This is a genomic window from Actinomadura terrae, from assembly GCF_022751215.1.
Lineage (GTDB): Bacteria > Actinomycetota > Actinomycetes > Streptosporangiales > Streptosporangiaceae > Spirillospora > Spirillospora terrae.
On sequence record NZ_JAICDG010000004.1, the window covers coordinates 773268 to 792638 of the forward strand.

Annotated in this window: 18 protein-coding genes; 7 read left to right on the forward strand and 11 right to left on the reverse strand. The window is 70.3% G+C overall.

What is annotated here, in order from left to right; genetic code table 11:
* Nucleotides 1–6 precede the first annotated feature (6 nt).
* Nucleotides 7–3048, reverse strand: a complete 3042-nt coding sequence (gene dnaB, locus K2F47_RS28200; protein WP_242908591.1) for a replicative DNA helicase — start codon at nt 3046–3048, stop codon at nt 7–9.
* A gap of 341 nt (nt 3049–3389) precedes the next feature.
* Between dnaB and K2F47_RS28205 the strand changes: the two genes are divergently transcribed.
* The gene (locus K2F47_RS28205) at nt 3390–4718 is read left to right on the forward strand and encodes an MATE family efflux transporter (RefSeq protein ID WP_242908592.1); all 1329 of its coding nucleotides are present in this window, start codon (nt 3390–3392) and stop codon (nt 4716–4718) included.
* 414 nt (nt 4719–5132) lie between these two features.
* Here K2F47_RS28205 and K2F47_RS28210 read toward each other — a convergent pair whose 3' ends face one another.
* Entirely contained in the window at nt 5133–5663 is a 531-nt protein-coding gene (locus K2F47_RS28210; RefSeq protein WP_242908593.1) for a GNAT family N-acetyltransferase, read from the reverse strand.
* A 98-nt stretch (nt 5664–5761) separates the two neighbouring features.
* On the opposite strand from K2F47_RS28210, the gene K2F47_RS28215 reads away from it, so the two are divergent.
* Nucleotides 5762–5950, forward strand: coding sequence for a hypothetical protein (locus tag K2F47_RS28215; RefSeq protein WP_052357975.1), 189 nt, complete (start codon nt 5762–5764; stop codon nt 5948–5950).
* A gap of 29 nt (nt 5951–5979) precedes the next feature.
* Here K2F47_RS28215 and K2F47_RS28220 read toward each other — a convergent pair whose 3' ends face one another.
* The 6 genes from K2F47_RS28220 to K2F47_RS28245 all read right to left on the reverse strand — a co-directional run bounded on the left by K2F47_RS28220 (nt 5980) and on the right by K2F47_RS28245 (nt 10231).
* Nucleotides 5980–6888 carry a peptidoglycan recognition protein family protein gene (locus tag K2F47_RS28220; RefSeq protein WP_242908594.1) on the reverse strand — a complete coding sequence of 303 codons (909 nt, stop codon included), beginning with the start codon at nt 6886–6888 and terminating at the stop codon, nt 5980–5982.
* 226 nt (nt 6889–7114) lie between these two features.
* Nucleotides 7115–7561: a 50S ribosomal protein L9 gene (gene rplI, locus K2F47_RS28225; protein ID WP_242908595.1), complete on the reverse strand. Its 447-nt coding sequence runs from the start codon at nt 7559–7561 to the stop codon at nt 7115–7117.
* A gap of 17 nt (nt 7562–7578) precedes the next feature.
* Nucleotides 7579–7815: a 30S ribosomal protein S18 gene (gene rpsR / locus K2F47_RS28230; RefSeq protein ID WP_019631633.1), complete on the reverse strand. Its 237-nt coding sequence runs from the start codon at nt 7813–7815 to the stop codon at nt 7579–7581.
* 148 nt (nt 7816–7963) lie between these two features.
* A complete protein-coding gene (locus K2F47_RS28235; RefSeq protein WP_242908596.1) occupies nt 7964–8560 on the reverse strand; it encodes a single-stranded DNA-binding protein in 597 nt (198 codons plus the stop codon).
* Between the two features lie 37 nt (nt 8561–8597).
* On the reverse strand, nt 8598–8888 hold the full coding sequence (gene rpsF / locus K2F47_RS28240) for a 30S ribosomal protein S6 (protein WP_242908597.1): 291 nt from the start codon (nt 8886–8888) through the stop codon (nt 8598–8600).
* A gap of 1175 nt (nt 8889–10063) precedes the next feature.
* Nucleotides 10064–10231, reverse strand: coding sequence for a hypothetical protein (locus tag K2F47_RS28245; RefSeq protein ID WP_242908599.1), 168 nt, complete (start codon nt 10229–10231; stop codon nt 10064–10066).
* Between the two features lie 194 nt (nt 10232–10425).
* On the opposite strand from K2F47_RS28245, the gene K2F47_RS28250 reads away from it, so the two are divergent.
* From K2F47_RS28250 to K2F47_RS28260, 3 genes are all read left to right on the forward strand, one after another.
* On the forward strand, nt 10426–10725 hold the full coding sequence (locus K2F47_RS28250; protein ID WP_242908601.1) for a hypothetical protein: 300 nt from the start codon (nt 10426–10428) through the stop codon (nt 10723–10725).
* A 75-nt stretch (nt 10726–10800) separates the two neighbouring features.
* Nucleotides 10801–11571, forward strand: coding sequence for a deoxyribonuclease IV (locus K2F47_RS28255; protein WP_242908603.1), 771 nt, complete (start codon nt 10801–10803; stop codon nt 11569–11571).
* A 507-nt stretch (nt 11572–12078) separates the two neighbouring features.
* Nucleotides 12079–12471, forward strand: a complete 393-nt coding sequence (locus tag K2F47_RS28260; RefSeq protein WP_242908605.1) for a DUF4190 domain-containing protein — start codon at nt 12079–12081, stop codon at nt 12469–12471.
* Between the two features lie 4 nt (nt 12472–12475).
* On the opposite strand, the gene K2F47_RS28265 is transcribed toward K2F47_RS28260, so the two are convergent.
* Nucleotides 12476–12946, reverse strand: coding sequence for a barstar family protein (locus K2F47_RS28265; protein WP_242908607.1), 471 nt, complete (start codon nt 12944–12946; stop codon nt 12476–12478).
* 194 nt (nt 12947–13140) lie between these two features.
* On the opposite strand from K2F47_RS28265, the gene K2F47_RS28270 reads away from it, so the two are divergent.
* Both K2F47_RS28270 and K2F47_RS28275 read left to right on the forward strand, forming a co-directional pair.
* Nucleotides 13141–13602, forward strand: coding sequence for a hypothetical protein (locus K2F47_RS28270; RefSeq protein WP_242908609.1), 462 nt, complete (start codon nt 13141–13143; stop codon nt 13600–13602).
* A 216-nt stretch (nt 13603–13818) separates the two neighbouring features.
* On the forward strand, nt 13819–14748 hold the full coding sequence (locus K2F47_RS28275) for a MerR family transcriptional regulator (protein ID WP_242908611.1): 930 nt from the start codon (nt 13819–13821) through the stop codon (nt 14746–14748).
* Nucleotides 14749–14811: 63 nt separating this feature from the next.
* On the opposite strand, the gene K2F47_RS28280 is transcribed toward K2F47_RS28275, so the two are convergent.
* Nucleotides 14812–16254, reverse strand: a complete 1443-nt coding sequence (locus tag K2F47_RS28280; protein WP_242908613.1) for a glycosyltransferase family 87 protein — start codon at nt 16252–16254, stop codon at nt 14812–14814.
* A 108-nt stretch (nt 16255–16362) separates the two neighbouring features.
* The gene (locus K2F47_RS28285; protein ID WP_242908615.1) at nt 16363–18738 is read right to left on the reverse strand and encodes a transglycosylase domain-containing protein; all 2376 of its coding nucleotides are present in this window, start codon (nt 18736–18738) and stop codon (nt 16363–16365) included.
* Nucleotides 18739–19371: the final 633 nt, after the last annotated feature.

Genomic DNA, 19371 nt, shown 5'->3' on the forward strand with positions numbered 1-19371 from the left:
GTTCGGCTATTGGGCCATGTCGACGAAGCGGCTGTAGTGGCCCTGGAAGGCGACCGTCACGGTCGCGGTGGGGCCGTTGCGGTGTTTGGCGACGATCAGGTCGGCCTCCCCCGCGCGCGGTGACTCCTTCTCGTAGGCGTCCTCGCGGTGCAGCAGGATCACCATGTCCGCGTCCTGCTCGATCGAGCCCGACTCACGCAGGTCCGACACCATGGGCTTCTTGTCGGTCCGCTGCTCGGGGCCACGGTTGAGCTGTGACAACGCGATGACCGGGACGCCCAGCTCCTTCGCGAGGAGTTTCAGCGAACGGGAGAACTCCGACACCTCGACCTGCCGGCTCTCCACCCGCTTGCCCGAGCTCATGAGCTGGAGGTAGTCGATGATGACCAGGCGCAGATCGTGCTGCTGCTTCAACCGGCGGCACTTGGCGCGGATCTCCATCATCGACATGTTGGGCGAGTCGTCGATGAACAGCGGCGCCTCGGCGACCTCGCTCATCCGCCGTGCGAGCCGCGTCCAGTCCTCGTCCTGCATGGTGCCGGACCGCATCGCGTGCAGCGCCACCCGCGCCTCGGCCGACAGCAGCCGCATCGTGATCTCGTTGCGGCCCATCTCCAGGCTGAAGAACGCCGAGGTCAGGCCGTGCTTGATGGAGGCCGCACGGGCGAAGTCGAGCGCGAGCGTCGAGTTGTGCGTGGGGACGCACGAGCGGCCCGCGAGGTACATGTGGTCGTCGTTGTCGACCTGGACGCACCGGACCGGCACGCTCTCCACCGGCCGAATGTCCACGATGTGACGGACGCGGGTGGCCGGCGAGGCAGCCACCCTGCCCCCCTCCACGCGCCGGAACACCTGCCCGGCGGGCGTGAAGGCGATCTCGTAGCTCACCTCGGCCGGACGTTCGCCGATCGGCCCACCGGTGTGGTGCGCGATCGGCCCTGCGGGAGGTTCGACGCCCAGCCTGGCCTCTCCGACGAGGGCCTTGCCGCCGAAACGCCCAGCGGCCACCTTGGCAAGACGTCCGGCACCCGCCTCAGCGAAACTTCCGGCGGCTGCATCGACAAGGTGTTCAACAACAGGCTCGTTGGAAGGTCCGGCGAGCGGCTTGGCGGGACGTCCAGTGGCCGCCTCGACGGGACGTCCAGCGACCGCATCGGCAAAACTTTCGGCGCCCGGGTCGGCGAAACGTCCGGCAGCTACCTCCGCAAGCCGTCCAGCAGCCAACTCGGCGGGACGTCCGGCGGCTGCGTCGGCGAGGCGTTCGGCGACCGGCTCGGCGAAGGTTCCCGTTGCCGGGACGGCCGGGGCGGTGGGGGTCAGGGTCGCGCGATGTCCGAGGGTGAGGACGAGTTCGTGGGCTGCTTCGGCTAGGTGCCTACCGACTACGGGCAGTCGGACCTGTCCGGTGTGCGAGATGTGACCGGCGGTGTCGAGCATGCCCGCGAACAGCGCCCGCCGTTGAGGCTCTGAGGCCCGAAGGTAGGCGTCGGGGATGTGCTTGTCGCGTCCCAGGCCCAGCTTTGCGAGCTTGGCGGCGAGGCCCGGGAGGGCGTACCGGCCCGGGGTACCGGTCGGTTTTACGTGCTGCCCTGCCGCCGCGATCTCCTCCAGCACCTCGGCGTTCGCACAGGTGAAGCTTTCGCCCTCGCCACTCCCGGCGAGCCAGGCGCCGAGGACGTACGGAGCTACTGGCAGGTCGGCGTCGGGCAGGTCGAACGGCGCGGCGACCTCCACCGCATGGCGTGGACCGCCGTCGGCGCAGCGCAGCGTCGCCGCCAGCTCCTCCGTCGTCCTGATCGTGCTCGTGCGGGTGACCCCGAAGAAGGACGCGTAGGGCATCGCCGGGTCGTGCGAAGGGCTCTTGCGCGGCGCGTCCAGGCCGAGCGGCGTCCGCGTCCCGCTACCGGACGAGTCGACCACCAAGCCGAAGTCCAGCCCGCCCGATCCCCCGCAAGAGGACGAGGCGGCGGTCGCGGCATGGCACTTGAGCAGCCGATCGTGTGTGTCGACGCCCGTCCTACCCGGCCCGGTACCGGCGACGACGGAAGGAATTCGCGACCAGGCTTCCAGGAACCTCAGCCGCGCGCTTCCCGCGCGGGCCCGCGTTGGGCGCAGCCGGTCTTGGGTCCTCATTCGCCGTGACGGGGCGGGCTCCACGGGAGCGGTCGTTGTGCGCCACTGGTGGTGGGCGTCAGCGATGATCACCTCACCGTCGGAGAACTCCACCTCGTAGCAGGGGCGGTCATGCATCACCTCGGTCGCGGCGACGACGCGCGTCGGGCGGCCGTCGGCGCCGAGCAGGTGGTCGCCGACGGCGACCTCGCCCATCGTCGTCCAGCCGGTCGGGGTCGGCAGGGGGGTGGGCAGGGCGAGGGCCTTGCCCATCGCGGGACGGGCGGCGACGACCACCATCTGGCCCGGGTGGAGGCCGTTGGTGAGGGCGTCGAGGTCAGCGAAGCCGGTGGGGCAGCCGACCATCTGGCCGCCGCGGCTGCCGATCGCCTCGATCTCGTCCAGGGCGCCGGGCATGATCTCGCTCAGCGGGACGTAGTCCTCGCCGGAGCGCTTCTCGGCGATCGCGAAGACCTCGGCCTGGGCTCGGTCGAGGACCTCGTCGGCGTCGGCCCCGTCGGCCGCGTAGCCCATCTGGACGATGCGGGTACCGGTCTCGACGAGCTTGCGCAGCACCGACCGCTCGTGGACGATCTTCGCGTAGTACCCGGCGTTGGCGGCCGTGGGCACCAGGGAGATCAGGGTGTGCAGGTAGGGGGCGCCGCCGATGCGTCCGATATCGCCGTTCTTGGTCAGCTCACCGGCGACGGTGACGGCGTCGGCGGGATCGCCGCGGCCGTACAGGTCGAGGATGGTGTCGTAGACGATCTGGTGCGCGGGACGGTAGAAGTCGCCGCTGCGCAGGACCTCGACGACCTCGGCGATGGCGTCCTGCGAGAGCAGCATGCCCCCGAGCACGCCCTGTTCGGCCGTGATGTCGTTCGGGGGCGTGCGTTCGAACTCGTGCTCGTGCGGTCCGAGCTCGGACACGCTCACGGTCGCACCCCCTTCCTCTCGGCCACCCGGCGTCCCCGTTCGCCCCAGCGCCGGCCGTCCATCCCACGTTTACCTGAGGCGTCCGACATTCTCGCCAGCCCGCGCCGTCCCGAGCAAAGCGACCTGTGGACAACCCTGTGGAGCCCCTGTGCAGACACGCCGGTCCGGTTGTGCACGACCTGTGGACAACTCTGGGGAAAACGCGTGGACGAGCCGCGCCGACCCCTTGTGAGCTGCGAAGACTTCATCCACCGGCTGTGCGGGAAAGAAAGTCGGCCACTTCTCTCGATGTAATGGGTGAAATTTCTTAGAAAGTTACAGGCTGGTAGTGTGTGGGCGACATGATCGGCTCCCCCCTGCGGCGCGCTACCGCCCACGACCGCGAGATCCTGCGGCTGGCCGTCCCGGCGTTCGGGGCACTGGTCGCCGAGCCGCTGTTCCTCCTGTCGGACTCCGCGATCGTCGGACGCCTCGGCACCGCGCAACTCGGCGGTCTCGGCGTGGCCGGGCAGGCGCTGAGCACGCTGGTCTACCTGTGCGTCTTCCTCGCCTACGGGACGACGGCGGGGGTGGCGCGGCAGGTCGGCGCCGGGGACCTGCGGGCGGCGGTCAAGCAGGGCGTCGACGGGATGTGGCTGGCGCTCGTGATCGGCGCCGCGCTGGTTCTCGCCGGGTGGCCGCTGGCGTCGTGGATCGTGGACGCGTTCGGGGCATCCGCGTCCGTGGCGCCATACGCCGAGACCTATCTGCGGGTGAGCCTGTTCGGCATCCCGTCCATGCTGATCGTGCTTGCCGGGACGGGAGTGCTCCGTGGCCTCCAGGACACCCGGACGCCCCTGTACGTCTCGATCGGCGGCTTCTCGCTCAACCTGCTGCTCAACGTCGTCTTCGTCCTCGTCCTGGACTGGGGCATCGCCGGTTCGGCCTGGGGCACCGTCATCGCCCAGACCGCGAGCGCCGCCGTGTACGTGGCGGTGGTGACGCGCGCGGCACGCGAGCACGGGACGTCTGTGCGCCCCGACCTGGCCGGGTTGCGGACGTCCGTCACCGCCGGTTTCGGGCTGCTCATCCGGACGGCGGCGCTGCGGGTCGTCCTCATCGTCGGGACGTCGATCGCCGCGCGCATGGGGGACGCCGAGATCGCCGCCTACCAGGTCGGATTCCAGGTGTGGACGCTGTTCGCGTTCGCCCTGGACTCCATCGCGATCGCGGGCCAGGCGATCACCGGACGCTACCTCGGCGCCGCCGACGTCCCCGGCACCCGCGCGGTGACCCGGCGGATGGTCGGCTGGGGCGTGGCCTGCGGCGTCGTGCTCGGACTGGGGATTCTCGCGGTCCGCCCGTGGCTGCCCGGCCTGTTCACCTCGGACGACGACGTCCGGCACCTGCTGCTCGTCTCGCTGATCGTCGTCGCGCTCCTGCAACCGATTGCGGGCGTGGTGTTCGTCCTGGACGGAATTCTGATCGGCGCGGGCGACGGCGGCTATCTCGCGGCGACCACGCTCGTCGCGACGGTCGTCTTCCTCCCCGCGGCCCTGCTCCTCTACTGGGCGGACGCGGGGCTCGTCGGCCTCTGGCTCGCGATCGGCCTGTGGATGGCGGCCCGGCTGCTCACCCTCGGCCTCCGCGCCCGCGGCGACCGCTGGCTGATCACCGGCGCCGTCCGCTGAGTCGCTGCCGTATTCCGCGAAGTCACGCCTGCGCTCATGAAGCCCCGGGCCCACGACCCTGGCGCGGCGGCTGTGCTCATGACGCCCCGCCCTGCGACCCTCGCGGAGCACATGCTCAAGAGGCCCATCGCGCCCCCCCCCGCGCGGAGGATGTGCTCAAGAAGCCCCGCCCTGCGGTTCTCGCGCGGAGGATGCGCTCGTGAGGCCCCAGCCCCCGACAGCTCGTCCGGCGGCTGTGTTTGTCCAAGTCCCGCCTGGTCCACGACCGCTCGCTTGGCGGCTCGCGGCCCTGACCGCTCCTCTGGCGGGCGCGGCATCGCTTCGCGATCATTCCCGGTGGGCCTTGCCTCCGGGTCGCTCTACCGCTCGGCTACGCGTCCGCGCGATGGTTGAGGGCGCTGCGGAGGGCGCGTCCTAGGCGCCGGTGGGCTTCTCGTGGACCCAGGTGAGGAGGGTGTGCTCGCGTCCCTTGTCCTCGACCAGCACCGGCGCGGCGTCGGTCAGCGTGTAACCGGCGGAGCGGGCGACGGCTGCGCTGGCGGCGTTCGACTGCTCGATCTCCAGGTACACCCGGGGCATCCGGTAGGCCTCGTGGGCGTGCTCGGTCAGCAGTCGGAGTGCGCGGACCGCCAGCCGCTGTCCGCGATACGCGGCCCCGACCGCGTACCCGATCGTCCCCGTGACCCTGTTCAGCATGACCTCGCCCCTCGGCTCGACGCCGTCGGTCGTGATGGCGAGGTGGAGCCGCTCGCCCCGCGCCTGGTTGTCGCGGACGCGGGCGAGGTACCGCGTGGCGGCGACGCGGTCGAACGGCGAGGCCAACGGGGTCCAGTGAGCGACCTCAGGGTCGTCGAACAGCTCCCTCAGCGCGTCGAGGTCGTCGTCGCGCCACTCGCGCAGGACGAGCCCGTGCCCGCTGAGCGAAACGGTGTTCGGCGATGTCATGCCCTAGATCACACCATGCGGAGGTCACGGCCGCGGAACCGCGGCGCAAATCCGCGAACCGCACCCGCACCGGCTGCCACACTCGCTACTATTCGAACATGTGTTCCACGCACGGCGAGCGGATGGCCCGGCTGACGCAGGCGATCGACGACCTGGCGGCCGAGGGCCTGGCCGGGCTGCCACCGGAGACCCTGGTGGAACGGGTCGCGGGCATCTGGTCGCTGGTCGAGGGCATCGACCCCGAGATCGCCCGCCGCCGCACCCGCTACACCACGCCCGAAACGTAACCGGCCTCCGCCGGTCCGACGGCGGCGGGTCAGTCGAAGTCGTCGAAGGACGGGAGGCCCGGGATGTCGGGCATCGGGTCGGGGCGCGGTTCGTCCGGCAGCTGGCCGAAGTCCTGGTCGTCCGGCGTCGGGTCCGGACGCGGCTTGGGTCGCGGCTTCGGACGGGGCGGTTCCTGCGCGGCCTTCGGCGCCCCGTCCAGGCGGGCCGCGACCGACCTGCGCAGCTCCGGCAGGCGCGCATAGAGGACGTCACCCGGGCACGCCGTCTTGTTGTAGTCGCGGTGCCCGACGATGGCGTCGGACGGCGTCAGGTCGTACCGGCGGCACAGCCACACGCACACCTCCACCAGCGACGCCCACAGCTGATCGGGGACCTCCTTCGTCATGTAGGAGCCCTCGTTCTCGATCCCGATCGTGTGCTCGTTGTGGTGCAGCACCTGCGCGCCGACCGCCAGCACGCCCGCCTGGATGGACTTCAGCGACTGGTTCCGCCCCTCCATGACGATGCCGCCACGGCTGATCGTCAACTGCTGACCCGCGTCGTCCCAGCCGCGTTTGTCCATGTGGAAGTTCTGGATGAACCGGGACAGGCCGTACGCGTGGGCGAGCGAGCCGTCGTCGGAGTTCGCCGTGTCGGTGTGGTGGACGATGATGCGGTCCGGCGCGCGGTTGAGGATGGTCGCGGGCCGTCTGGGGGGCCTGGCGCTCCAGTCGGCGCGCGGGCGGACGTTCGGCGCATCCGCCATGAACCGGCCCGGATCGTCCAGGCCGCCTTGATCGTCCGGGTCGTCCAGGGAAAGGGCCATGGCCATGTCGTCGGCCGTGGATCCGAGGGCCAGCACGCCCGCCCCCACCACGCCCCCGATGAGCGAACGGCGCGTCACCCGGGAGCCGTCGCGTCCCCGGTCGGTCATGCCGTCCGGCGATTGCTCGATCAACACCGTCCCCCTTCGTCCCGCGATGATCCCTAACGGAACGTAGCGATCACTGCGCCGAACGACCAAGCACCGGGCGATTCAGGGACGTTTCCGCTGAACCTCGACCCGCACGCGCGCGAATCGGCCGAGGCGGACAACCCAGAGTCACCGAAGGACGGACCGAGACAAACGAACGGCCCTCACGTCCCCGGCCAGGGGATGTGAGGGCCGTTTCGCCGAACGGGTGTCAGGCCTCGACGACGTTGACGTCGATCGTGGCGTTGACGTCGCTGTGCAGGCGCACGCTGACCCGGTGGGTGCCGACGGTCTTGATCGGGTTGCCGATCTCGATGCGGCGGCGGTCCAGGTCGGGGCCGTCGGCGGCCTTGACCGCCTCGGCGATGTCGGCGGCGGTCACCGCGCCGAACAGGCGGCCGTTGCTGCCGGTCCGGGTGCGCAGCGTCACCCGCAGCGCCTGGAGCCGACCGGCGACCTCCTTGGCGTGCTCGACGGTCGCGATCTCGCGGGCCGAACGCGCCTTCTTGATCGAGTCGATCTCCTTCTCGGCGCCCCGGGTCCACTTGATGGCGAACCCGCGGGGGACGAGGTAGTTGCGGCCGTAGCCGTCGCGGACCTCGATGACGTCCCCGGGCTCGCCGAGGCCGGAGACCTGCTGGGTCAGGATGAGCTTCATGATCGTGTCCCCCTGACTCAGCGCGCGGTGCTGGTGTAGGGCAGCAGCGCCATCTCGCGGGCGTTCTTGATCGCCGTGGCGACGTCCCGCTGGTGCTGGGTGCAGTTACCGGTCACCCGACGGGCACGGATCTTGCCGCGGTCGGAGATGAACTTACGCAGCAGACCGGTGTCCTTGTAGTCGACGTAGGAGATCTTCTCCTGGCAGAAAACGCAAACCTTCTTCTTCGGCTTGCGGGGAGGTGGCTTCGCCATCGTGGTGCTCCTTTATGAGAGCCCCGCTCTCGCGGGAATGGGCGTGTACATGTCCTGGTCTTGCTGTGCGCCCGGCGGACGTCGCGCGCCGCCGGGCGGGGTGGCCCGAACCGGAGCCCGCGGGCCCGGTCGCCTGGCCGGAGTCGGGTTAGAAGGGCGGGTCGTCGGAGTAGCCGCCGCCCCCGCCGCCACCGCCACCGGTGGCCCAGGGGTCGTTGGCGGGAGCGCCGCCGCCGCTCTGCTGGCCGCCGAAGCCGCCGCCGCCCTGCTGCTGGCCGCCGCCGAAGCCGCCGCCATCACCCTGGCCGCCACCGCCGAAGCCGCCGCCGCCCTGGCCACCGCCACCGCCGCCTCCGAAGCCGCCGCCTCCGCCGCCCTGCCGCTGGGTCTTGTTGACCTTCGCGGTGGCGTTGCGCAGCGACGGGCCGACCTCGTCGACCTCGATCTCGAAGACGGTGCGCTTCTCACCCTCGCGCGTCTCGTACGAACGCTGCTTGAGCCGTCCCTGCACGATGACCCGCATGCCGCGCTGCAAGCTCTCGGCGCAGTTCTCGGCCGCCTGCCGCCAGACGTTGCAGGTCAGGAACAGCGATTCGCCGTCCTTCCACTCGCCCGACTGGCGGTCGAAGCTCCGCGGGGTCGAGGCGATGCGGAATGACGCGACCGCCTGGCCGCTCGGGGTGAAACGCAGATTCGGGTCCTCGACGAGGTTCCCGACGATCGTGATTACGGTGTCGCCTGCCATGGGGCTCGCTCCGGCTGGTGTGAGGGCTGAGCCGGGCTCAGTGGACCTCGGGACGGATGACCTTGGTGCGGAGGATCGACTCGCTCAGGTTGAGCTGACGGTCGAGCTCCTTGACCGTGGCAGGCTCAGCCGACAGGTCGACCACCGCGTAGATGCCTTCGGACTTCTTCTGGATGTCGTACGCCAGGCGCCTGCGGCCCCAGACTTCGACCTTCTCGACGCTGCCGCCGCCGTCCTTGACGACCTTCAGGAACGGGTCGAGCGCCGCGTTCGCGGTGCGCTCGTCGATGGCGGGGTCGAGAATCGTCATGAGTTCGTAACGACGCATGCTGTGTCCCTACCTCCTCTGGACTGGTGCGGTCACGGTCTCTCCGTGACAGGAGGGCTCTTGCGTCTCCCGCGGTGGCACCTGATCCGGATTCGCCGGACGCGCCCGCCGCGAGACCGATACAGGCTACCAACTGTCAGCAGCGTACGAGCCGTTTCCACCCCGCCCCACCCCCTCCCGCACACCACGGCACCCCGTCCCTCCGCAAGGACCCCCGGACCAACGCACGCAGCCGACCCCAGCTCCGAAACGGTGACGGACGCAGTCGAACACATGGCAGGCGGACGACCCAGCCAACCGCCGGACCCCGCAACCGACAAGCCGCACGTCCAACCGCGACCCACGCAACCCGCCGCAACGGCAAGCAAACCAACCCGACGCGACCCGGCCCCGGCTCGGCCTGGCGCGTCCCGGCCGACTCCAGGCGGTGCGGCGCGACCCGGTCGACGTGACCCGGTCGACGTGACCCGGTCGACGTGACCCGGTCGACGTGACCCGGTCGACGTGACCCGGTCGACGTGACCCGGTCGGCGCGACGCGATCTGGCGCGGTGCAGTCCGACAAGGGGCGGCCCGGCACGGAGCAACCCGGCACGGCACAGCCCAACGCGGCCCGGCCTGGCGTGCCTGGCGCAGCCCGCCCCGACGCGGCCCAGCCGACCCGAATTGGCCCGGCCTGGCGCGGCCCGCCGACTCGAGCGGTCCAGCGCGCCCTGGTCCGGCGCGACCCAACCCGACAAGACCCGGCCTGGCGTGGCCCGGCGGCAGCCCGGCGCGGCCCGGCAAGGCGCGGCACGATGCCGTCCAGCCCCGCCGACCCGAAGCAGTCCGGGCGGTCCGACGCGCCGCGGCCTGGCCCGGCATGGCCCCATGGCGCGGCATGGCGTGGCATGGGGCGGCCAGCCGACCTGGTGCGGCCCGAAGCGGCCCGACCCGGCGTGATCTGTCGCGATCTGGCGCGGCGCAGCTCGACAGGACGCGGCCCGGTCCGGCCGACCCTGTGCGGCCCGGCCTGGCGTGACCGGGCACGGGGGGGCGGCCTGGCGTGGTCCGGATGCGTGGACGGGCGCGGGGGGCGGGGGCGGGATGCGTGGATGGACGTTGCCGGGCGCGGGCGAGTACGTGCACCCGGCAGCTGCGCCGTGGGCACTGGCCGGTTGGCGGGGGTGGGGCGTGTCAGCGTCTTGCGCCCGTCGGGTGGGTGGATTTGGCGCAGCGCCGGCGTTCCAGCTCGGCCATGATGTCGGCCATGCGGGCTCGCATCCGGGCCGTCTGGGTCGTCAGCAGCGACAACTCCTCGACCAGCTCCGCGTCACCGATGATCCCCAGCTCGCTCTTGTTCATCGCCTCGCCTCCGCTCGGCCGCTCGCGGGCACCTTTCGAAATCATGTTCGACGTTACCGGGTGCCGCCGACATTTTCCGCACGACCGCGCTGGTTGATCTACCGATCCCTTGGGAATCCTCTACCGCACGACCCGTCGGGCCGCAGGCACCGCTTGCGTCGGACGCGCTCGCCACGATCTGGAGGAGGGACCCGATGTCACAGGAGGCAGCCGGGCGCGAGCAGGCCGCCGTCAACGTCGACACAGAACGCCACCCGCTGGAGAACGCGCTGGCGGTGGCGGCCATCACGATCGGGGTGGCGGCCCTGATCCTCGGCTCGATCCCGGCCACGCACTTCTTCGGCGCGCTCGCGGCCGTGATCGGCCTGCCGCTGGCGCTCTACTCCCAGCTCATCTCCGCGACGACCAACGAGCGCTGGCTGAACGTCATCGGAATGGTCACCGCCTTCGTCGGCGGCGGCTTCGCGATCAGCCACGGCGGCTTCGCCTTCTGATCCCATCCCGGCCCGCGCCCGGCTCCCGTCCGGATCCGGGCGTGGATGTCGGACGTCGCGGCTAACCTCGGTGTCATGCGCATCGGAGCCCACGTCGACCAGACCAACCCGCTCGACAACGCGCGTGCCATCGGCGCGGACGTCGTCCAGTTCTTCCTGGGCGATCCGCAGGGTTGGAAGAAGCCCGTCCTGCCCGAGGGCGTCGAGGCGCTGGACGGGTCGGGCGTCGATGTGTACATCCACGCGCCGTACACGATCAACGTGGCGACGTCCAACAACCGGATCCGCATACCCAGCCGCAAGAACCTGACGCAGCAACTGGAGGCGGCCGCGTCGATCGGCGCGAAGGCGCTGATCGTGCACGGCGGGCACGTCCTGAAGGACGACGACCCCGAGCTGGGCTTCGAGAACTGGCGCAAGGTGTTCGAGCGGGTCGAGTGCCCGATCCCGGTCTACATCGAGAACACCGCGGGCGGCGGCAACGCGATGGCGCGGAAGTTCGACCGGATCTCCCGGCTGTGGGAGGTGCTGTCGAGTGTGGACGGCCTCGAAGGCAAGCTCGGCTTCTGCCTCGACACCTGCCACGCGCACGCGGCGGGCGAGGAACTCATCGACGCGGTCGACCGGATCAAGGCCATCACCGGACGCATCGACCTGGTCCACTGCAACGACAGCCGGGACGCGTTCGGCTCGGGTGCCGACCGGCACGCCAACCTCGGCACCGGCAAGATCGACACCGATCTCATCCTGTCGGTGGTCAGGGCGGCGGCCGCGCCCGTCGTCGTGGAGACCCCGGCCGCCGGGCACGCCGACGACATCTCCTGGCTGCGCGCCAACCTGGACTGACCGCCGACCGGCTCGAACCCCACCGGGCCGTCCCGAGCAGGCCGTCCGTCCGTACTTCCAAGCCGCGCTGGCCTCGACTGGGCTGACCTCCACCAACCGGGCCGTTCCCCCCTGGCCGACCTCCGATCAGGCTGCACCCACCTGGGCCGATCTCCAAGCGGGCCGACCATTGGGCCACGCCGACCCCCGTTCGGGCCGACTCCCTGACCGGGCTGAGCCCGGCCGAGCCGGCTGGGCTGAGCCTCGATCGGATCGAATCCCGGCCGGGGTAGTGGTCCTCGGGTGGATTGGATCGGTCCTGCTGGGGCTGACCTCGGACGGGCCGGTCCGGCGCTCGGCTAAGGATCACCGGGAACCGGACTGGATCTTCCAGCATCTAAAAGTGCGAGGATCTTCCTTGTGGTGACGTCGTTCGAACATCGACAGCGTTGACACAGTCCGAATCCCCAGCCCTCAGCGCACGTGCGGCACCCTTGCGACGGCGGGCGCGCGACCGATCGGGAAGCAATGGCACAACCTCCCTACGACCCGTACGGCGGTTACGGGTCGGATCCCTACGGCCAGCACTACCAGCAGCCCCCCGTGCAGCACCACTACTACGGCGGCGGCCCGCCGATAGTCCCGCGCAACAACGGCATGGCGGTGGCCTCGATGGTGCTCGGCATCATCGGCGTCCTGACCTGTGGCGGAGTCGTGTTCTCCGCCGCGGCCGTAATCTTCGGACACGTGGCGCACGGGCAGATCAAGCGCACCGGGGAGGGCGGCGGCGGCATGGCGACCGCCGGGCTCATCCTCGGATACATCTTCGCGCTGCTCGGCCTGATCTACTGGATCGTCATCGTCGGCATCTACGGCGCGGCGATCTGGAGCATCAACCACGACACGTCCACCACGTACTGACGGCTCAGGCGAGCCGGGGGACGCCCGCCACCTCCGCACCTGTGCTCGGCAGGAGCACGGTCATGGGGGTGGGGGTGTCCCGCCACGCCTCGACCGCGTCGGCGAAGACGTCCAGGATCGTCCGGAACGAGGCCTGGTCCGCTTCGGCCAACTCGGCCCACGATTCGTACAGCACCACGTAACCGGCGCAGGCGGGCGCCCAGGACAGGTCGGCCAGACAGTCCTCCAGGGCGTCCCAGTTGCCGCCGAACCATTCGGGGAACGCGAAGACCTCGGCGCACAGCCGTAGGAACGCGTCTTTGTCGCGGACGCGGTGTCCGTCCAGGTGGAACGCGCGCCAGCCGGCCTTCTCGGCCCGTCCCGCCCATCCGGCGCCGCCCGCCGCGCACGGCCCATCCGGAAGCGTCCGCCACTGGTAGACGCCCGGCCTCAGCCGTTCGGCGAGCAGTTCGTCCATCGCCCGGTCCGCGTTCACGGCCTCTCCCGCCCCTTCGGCCTGGCGTGATGCTCGCACACCGGCATCCGTTCCATCCCTTCGCGACGCGCTGACCCGGGTCGATCCTTCTTGGCACGCGCCATCCGTTGACGATTCTCTCTATCCTGGTTACTCTCTTAATTAGAGAGACTCTCCAAGCGAGGTTGTTGCCCGATTCCGGAAGGAAGACCGAGATGGACACCACGCCCACCACCCTCCCCGTCCGCGTCCACAGCCACTACAGGTCGATCAAGAAGCTCGGCTCCTGGACGGAGGCCCGCGCGTTCGAGGTGCGCGGCCGTCGCGGGTCGATCGTCCTCGACCTGCGTTCGCCGCTGATCGGGGACGGCGACATCGAGATCGACGTCGATCTCGACCACGCGATGCTCAAGCTCCTGGTGCCCGAGGACGCGGGCGTCGACCACTGGGACCTGCGCTTCCTCGGCCGGGGCCGCGTCAAGGACTGGACGGGGACCAACGGCGAGGGCCGCCGCGTCGTGATCAGGGGCGAGATGCGGCACGCGGAGATCCGCGTCCACCGCGGCGGGATCGCGATGCTGTCGGCGATGTTCACGCGCGAGTACGTCAAGGACGTGCGGCGCGCCCACCGCGAGGGCGGCTTCCCCACCATCGACGACCCCACGCGTGTCGCCTGACATCGGCGGCTGAGCCTGGGGCGCCCAAGGCACCCGACCCGGATTCGGTTGGACGGCCTGCTCTGGGATACAGCAGGCCGCCCGATACGGAATCCGAAGAGAGCGCGTACGGTCCTCCCCGTACGCGCTCTCTGCTTTACACGCTTTCGCGCTTCCACGCTTTCGCGCTCTCGGCGCTTGAGTCTCCACCAAGTGGAGGCCGCAAGGTAAGGGGACATGGACGGCGGCACCCTCTACACGATCGGGGACCTGGCACGGCGGACGGGGCTCTCCGTCCGCACGATCCGGTTCTACTCCGACTCCGGCGTGGTGCCGCCGACCCGCCGGACGGCGGCCGGATACCGGCTGTACGACCCGGCGGCGGCGGCCCGGCTCGACCTGGTCCGGACGCTTCGCGACCTCGGCGTCGACCTCGCGACGATCCAGCGGCTGCTGGCCCGCGAGATCACGGTCGGCGAGGTCGCGGCGGCCCACGCCGACGCGCTGGACGTGCAGATCCGCACGCTCCGGCTGCGCCGGGCCGTGTTGCGGGCCGTCGCCGAGCTCAAGTCCAGTCCCGAGGAGATGGAACTCATGCACAAGCTCGCGAAACTCTCCGCCGAGGAGCGGCGGCGGATCATCACCGATTTCGTCGACGCGTCCTTCGCGGGCCTCGACGTGGACCCCGGCTTCACGGCCAGGATGCGGTCCGCGCTGCCCGAGCTGCCGGACGACCCCGAACCCGAGCAGGTCGACGCCTGGGTGGAGCTGGCCGAACTGGTCGGCGATCCGGATTTCCGCGCGTCCGTGCGGCGAATGGCGGAACAGCACGCGGACTCGACGTCCGAGAAGAACCGGGACCAGGGCGTCTGGGCGGAACTCACCGAACTCACCCGGCAGAAGGTCGGGGAGGCGATCGCGGCGGGCGTCGCACCGGACGCCGCGTCCGCGCGCCCCGTCGTGGACGAATTGGCCAGCGCCTACGCCGCGATGCTGGATGAGCAGGACGGCCCGGAATTCAGGCGGCTCCTGCTGGCCCGGATCGAGGTCGGCAACGACCCGAGGGCCGAGCGCTACTGGCAGTTGCTCGCCATCATCAACGGCTGGCCCGTGCCGCCGACGCTAACGCCCACGTTCGCATGGTTCGTCGAAGCACTACGCGCCTGAACCGCCCGAACCCCCCGAACCTTCTGAAGCGGCTGAGCCGACTGGGGAGGCTGAGGAGGCTGGTCAGAGCGCGGCGACGGCCTCGCGGCGCGGCGCGCGCCACCGGCCCAGGGAGATGACGTCCTGCGCGCCGTCCAGGAAACCCCCGGCGGGGTCGTCCACCCCGTCCGCGCGGACGGGGTCACCGGACGGCCGCAGGATGTCCCACACGACCAGCGACGCCAGCAGCAGAACGGTCACGAAACGTGCCAGCAGAGCGATGCCGTAGACGTCGTGGCTGATCCCGCCCTCCGGCGCGTCCAGGCTGAAAACAGCGGACACCGTGGCACCCAGATCGGATCCCGGTACCTGGCTCGACACCGACAACAAATACCACCAGATACCGAAGAAATAGACGACCTCGCCGAGTTGCCACAGCAGGAACGCCGGGAGCTTGGGACGGGCCAGAACGGCGAGCGGCAGCAGCCACAGCACATACTGCGGCGACCAGACCTTGTTGGGCAGCATGAACGCGACCAGCACGAGGAACATCACCTGGGGGAGCCGTGGACGGCGCGGCGCCGCCAATGTCAGGACGGCGATTCCGGCGGCGAGAACCAGGAACGTGCCCGTGCCGAGCCTGTTGAGATGGTCGGTGTCGTCCAGCCCCTTCATTCCGTGGTCCTGGAGGAAGAAGAAGATCGAGCCCCAGTCGACGCCGCGTTTCTGGCTGAAGGTGTAGAACTCCTTCCAGCCGTCCCAGGCGAAAAGCATGACGGGCAGGTTCACGAGCAGCCACGCGCTGGCCGACCCGGCGAGCATCCGTCCCATCGCGCGCCACTGCCCCGCCCGGACGCACAACAGGACGAGCGGTCCCAGAAACAGCAGCGGATAGAACTTCGCCGCGATCGCGAACCCCAGCATCGCGCCGGCGAGTGCGGGACGGCGCGCCGACCACGCCGCCAGCGCCAGCGCGGACAACGCCACCGCCAGCAGATCCCAGTTGATATAAGCGGTGAGCAGGAGCGCGGGCGACAACGCCACCATCAGCCCGACCCGCAGGGAATTGCGACCCGCCGCGTACGCCGTCGCCAGAACGGCCGCTATCGCGAGCAGCGCGAGCAGGAGCGCGGTGACGTGGTAGAACGCCATCCCCCGGTCGTCCACCCCGAACGGACGGACGAGCCACGCCGCCACCTGCATGAACCCGCCGCTCAGCACCGGGTACTCCACGTGGTGGATATCGGATCCGGCGGTGTCGAACGAGTCGAAGTAGGGGACCTTGCCGTCGTTCAGCCCGCGCACGTAATAGAGCGGGTAGACGTCGGTGTAGCAGGCGCGTGTCGTCGTCTTCAGGAAGTCGAACTTCGTCGTCGCGCACGGTTGTTTCTGTAGCCAGCCCAGGGCGCACACAAGGGCCGTCACGCCGGTGAGGACGGGGACCAGCCGCACCAGTCGCCCGCGTCCGTCCGCCCCATCGCTGCCGGTGTCGGCGGTGGACATACCGAGCCTTTCCGAAGACGACATGGACAGCAGACTATTGGTCGACCACCGGCGCCCGCGCCCGCCGCGAACGTCCAGACAAGAAAGCGGCCCAGAACCCGTACGGGTTCTGGGCCGCTCCTCCAGCGATCGTCAGGGGTTCGGGCGCGTGGGGGTCTCTTCCTTGCACCTCGGGTGGTCCTGGTGGCCCCGCTGGCACCACCATTCGATGTCCGGCCCGTTGGGCGGCATATCGGGGTCGCAGCCGAGCGGCATCCCGAACTGGTCGCACGGCACCTTCGTGGTCGGCGGCTTGGTCGTCGGCGAGATCGTCGGGGTGGGCGACTGCGACTCGCACGGACGGCCGTTCGGCGTCTGCGGCCGCTCCTGACCTGGCCGGTTCGGGGTGCAGGTCGGCGAGGTCGTCGGCGTCGGCGAGGTCGTCGGCGAGGTCGTCGGCTTCGGCGCGGCCCACGGCGCGATGCTGCCGCCGTTGACGGGCGCGCCGAACTGGGCGATCTCCTTGCCCTCCAGCGCCTTCGTCATGAAGAGCCTGAACACCTTGGCCGGGACGGTACCACCGTAGATCTGGCTGTAGCCGCCGATACCGACCAGCGACTGCCGCACCTTGCGCTTGTCCTCGCGCCACATCGCGACCGAGGTCGCCAGCTGCGGGGTGTATCCGACGAACCATGCCGACTTGTTCTGGTCGGTGGTACCGGTCTTGCCCGCCACCGGGCGCGCGCCGAGGCTCGCGGCCTTACCGGTACCGGTCGTGACGACCGCGCGCATCGCCGACGTCGCGTCCCGCGCGACGCCTGTCGAGAACGCCCGGTCGCCCTTGCCGTCGTCCTTGTCCCACGGCAGCCGGACGCGCTTGCCGTTCCGGTCGACGATCTTGGCGATCACGTGCGGGCGGTGGTGCACGCCCTCCGCCGCGAACGTCGAGTAGACCGAGGCCATCGTGAGCGGGCTGGCGTTGATGACACCGAGCGGGAGGCTGGTGTAGCCGCTCTTCAGGTCGTCGGTGTCGGCCGGCATGCCCATCTTGATCGCCATGTCGGCGACCTTGTCGAGGCCGACCTTCTGCCCCAGCTCGACGTACGCCGTGTTGATGGACTGCGCCGTCATCTCCTTGAGGTTGTAGACGCCGTTCTCACCCTTGCTGTCGTTCGTGAACGGCGCCCCGTTGATGACCCTGCGATAGCTGCCGTCCATGGTGGTCTGGAGGCTGACCCCCTGGTTCAGCGCCGTCGCCAGCACGATCGGCTTGAACGACGACCCCGGCTGGACGGCGCCCTGGAAGGAGTCGTCGTACTGCTGCTTGGCGTAGTCCGGGCCTCCGTAGGCGGCCACGACGCCGCCCGTGGCCGGGTCGATCGAGGTGAGCCCGAAGTGGATGTCCTTCCCCAGGTTGGACTCCTTCTTGACCTGGTTGACCACGGTGGCGGTGTAGTCCTGGAGCTCCCGGTCGAAGGTGGTCGTGATCTTCAGACCGCCGGTCTCGACGTCCTGCTTGCTGATCTTGAGCTGCTCCAGCTCCGCCATGACCCGGGCCTGCATGTACCCGACCTGGGGGCCGCCCTTGACGTCGCTCCACGCCTTCTGGGTCTTCGGGAACTTCGCCGCCGCGTGCTGGGCGGAGGTGATCCAGCCTTCCTTCTCCATCCCGTTCAGGACGTAGTTCCAGCGCTGGACCAGCGCCTGCTTGGCCGGGTTGGACTCCTGGCCGTAGGACACGAAGTAGTACGGCCGCTGGATCATCGCGGCCAGCATCGCCGCCTGGGACACGTCGAGGTGGTCGACGGTCGTGTGGAAGTAGGCGCGGGACGCGGCCTGGATGCCGTACGCCGAACGCCCGAACGCGACGGTGTTGAGGTAGAGCTCCAGGATCTTCTTCTTGTCGTACTCCTGGCCCGCGCGGATGGAGATCAGGATCTCCTTCAGCTTGCGGCTGATCGTGCGGTCCTGGCTGAGCCCCTGGAAGTAGTTGCGGGCGAGCTGCTGGGTGATCGTCGAGCCGCCCTCGACGTCACCGCCGGTCGCCGCCTTGAACAGCGCGCGCGCGACGCCGGTCGGCGAGATGCCCGGCTCGTGCCAGAAGTTGCGGTCCTCCGCGGCGAGCACGGCGTTCTGCACGACCGGCGGGACCTTCGAGAGCGGGATGCTCTCGCGGTGCGTGCCGATCCGGGCGAACGCCGTCCCGTCCTTGTAGGAGATCACCGACTCCTGCTGGACGGCTTCCTGCTGCGCCTCGTCCGGGATCGGGGTGTTCTGGTAGGCGACGAAGACCAGCGTGGCCGCGCCGAGCACCAGCACCGTGAAGACGGCGAGCACGATCTTCCAGGACGGGACGTACCGCCGCCAGCCGGTCTTCTTCGGCTTGCCGGCCCGCTTGCCGCGCCGTCCGCGTCCGCCGTCCCCGGGACCTCCGGGACCGCCCGGACCGCTGGGTCCGCCGCGCCCACCCGGACCACCGGGGCCACCGGGACCGCCCGGCCCTCCGGGGCCTCCCGGACCGGTGCGCACAGCGTTGGGGGCATGGCGGCGAGGGCCGGGAGCACCACCGCGCGGGGGGGCCGCGCCGCGTCCGCCGGGTCTCGGGCCCGGACGGGCGACCCGGCCTGGCATCGGCGAACCGGCCTGCGCGCCACCACGCGGCGCGCCACCGCGGGGCACGCCGCCTCGGGGGGCAGCACCGGGGGGCCCACCAGCGGGGGGGACGGCACCGCGCGGTGCACCGCCGGGCGGCACGGCGCCGGACGCGCCCGGCGCGGCAGGACGGGGGGAGCCCCTCCGGCCCGGGCTGTCTCCGTATTCCGGTCCGTATCGGCTTGGGTTACTCACGCGACCTCATCACTGGGGTACGGCTGTGCGTCGTCCGAGAGTACTGCTCGTGTGGAGGCGTGGGGGTCAGTGGTGCAAGGTCCGCAGCGCCCCGAGAAGCCGGACAAATTGGATCTTGCCAGGTCGGCGCGGTTCGTCGGGACCGTTCCCATACACACACCGCTCCGGACGCGGGAACGGATGGACTCCCGAGCGGGCGCGGAGGCGTGCGCGGGCGTCGTCCATGGCCCATGTCGCATGCCTCCGTCCATCGCCATCGGTTCATGTCCATCCGTTCGTCCATGTCGTTCATCCATGCGGTTCGTTCGCGTGTGA

Excerpts from the sequence above, each read along its gene's own strand:
- K2F47_RS28275 (WP_242908611.1), top strand. The coding sequence starts at position 13,819 with ATGGACGGCGGCACCCTCTACACGATCGGGGACCTGGCACGGCGGACG.
- K2F47_RS28260 (WP_242908605.1), top strand. The coding sequence starts at position 12,079 with ATGGCACAACCTCCCTACGACCCGTACGGCGGTTACGGGTCGGATCCC.
- K2F47_RS28205 (WP_242908592.1), top strand. The coding sequence starts at position 3,390 with ATGATCGGCTCCCCCCTGCGGCGCGCTACCGCCCACGACCGCGAGATC.
- K2F47_RS28235 (WP_242908596.1), bottom strand. The coding sequence starts at position 8,560 with ATGGCAGGCGACACCGTAATCACGATCGTCGGGAACCTCGTCGAGGAC.
- rpsR (WP_019631633.1), bottom strand. The coding sequence starts at position 7,815 with ATGGCGAAGCCACCTCCCCGCAAGCCGAAGAAGAAGGTTTGCGTTTTC.
- K2F47_RS28270 (WP_242908609.1), top strand. The coding sequence starts at position 13,141 with ATGGACACCACGCCCACCACCCTCCCCGTCCGCGTCCACAGCCACTAC.
- K2F47_RS28250 (WP_242908601.1), top strand. The coding sequence starts at position 10,426 with ATGTCACAGGAGGCAGCCGGGCGCGAGCAGGCCGCCGTCAACGTCGAC.
- rpsF (WP_242908597.1), bottom strand. The coding sequence starts at position 8,888 with ATGCGTCGTTACGAACTCATGACGATTCTCGACCCCGCCATCGACGAG.
- K2F47_RS28245 (WP_242908599.1), bottom strand. The coding sequence starts at position 10,231 with ATGAACAAGAGCGAGCTGGGGATCATCGGTGACGCGGAGCTGGTCGAG.
- rplI (WP_242908595.1), bottom strand. The coding sequence starts at position 7,561 with ATGAAGCTCATCCTGACCCAGCAGGTCTCCGGCCTCGGCGAGCCCGGG.
- K2F47_RS28210 (WP_242908593.1), bottom strand. The coding sequence starts at position 5,663 with ATGACATCGCCGAACACCGTTTCGCTCAGCGGGCACGGGCTCGTCCTG.
- K2F47_RS28280 (WP_242908613.1), bottom strand. The coding sequence starts at position 16,254 with ATGTCGTCTTCGGAAAGGCTCGGTATGTCCACCGCCGACACCGGCAGC.
- K2F47_RS28255 (WP_242908603.1), top strand. The coding sequence starts at position 10,801 with ATGCGCATCGGAGCCCACGTCGACCAGACCAACCCGCTCGACAACGCG.
- K2F47_RS28215 (WP_052357975.1), top strand. The coding sequence starts at position 5,762 with ATGTGTTCCACGCACGGCGAGCGGATGGCCCGGCTGACGCAGGCGATC.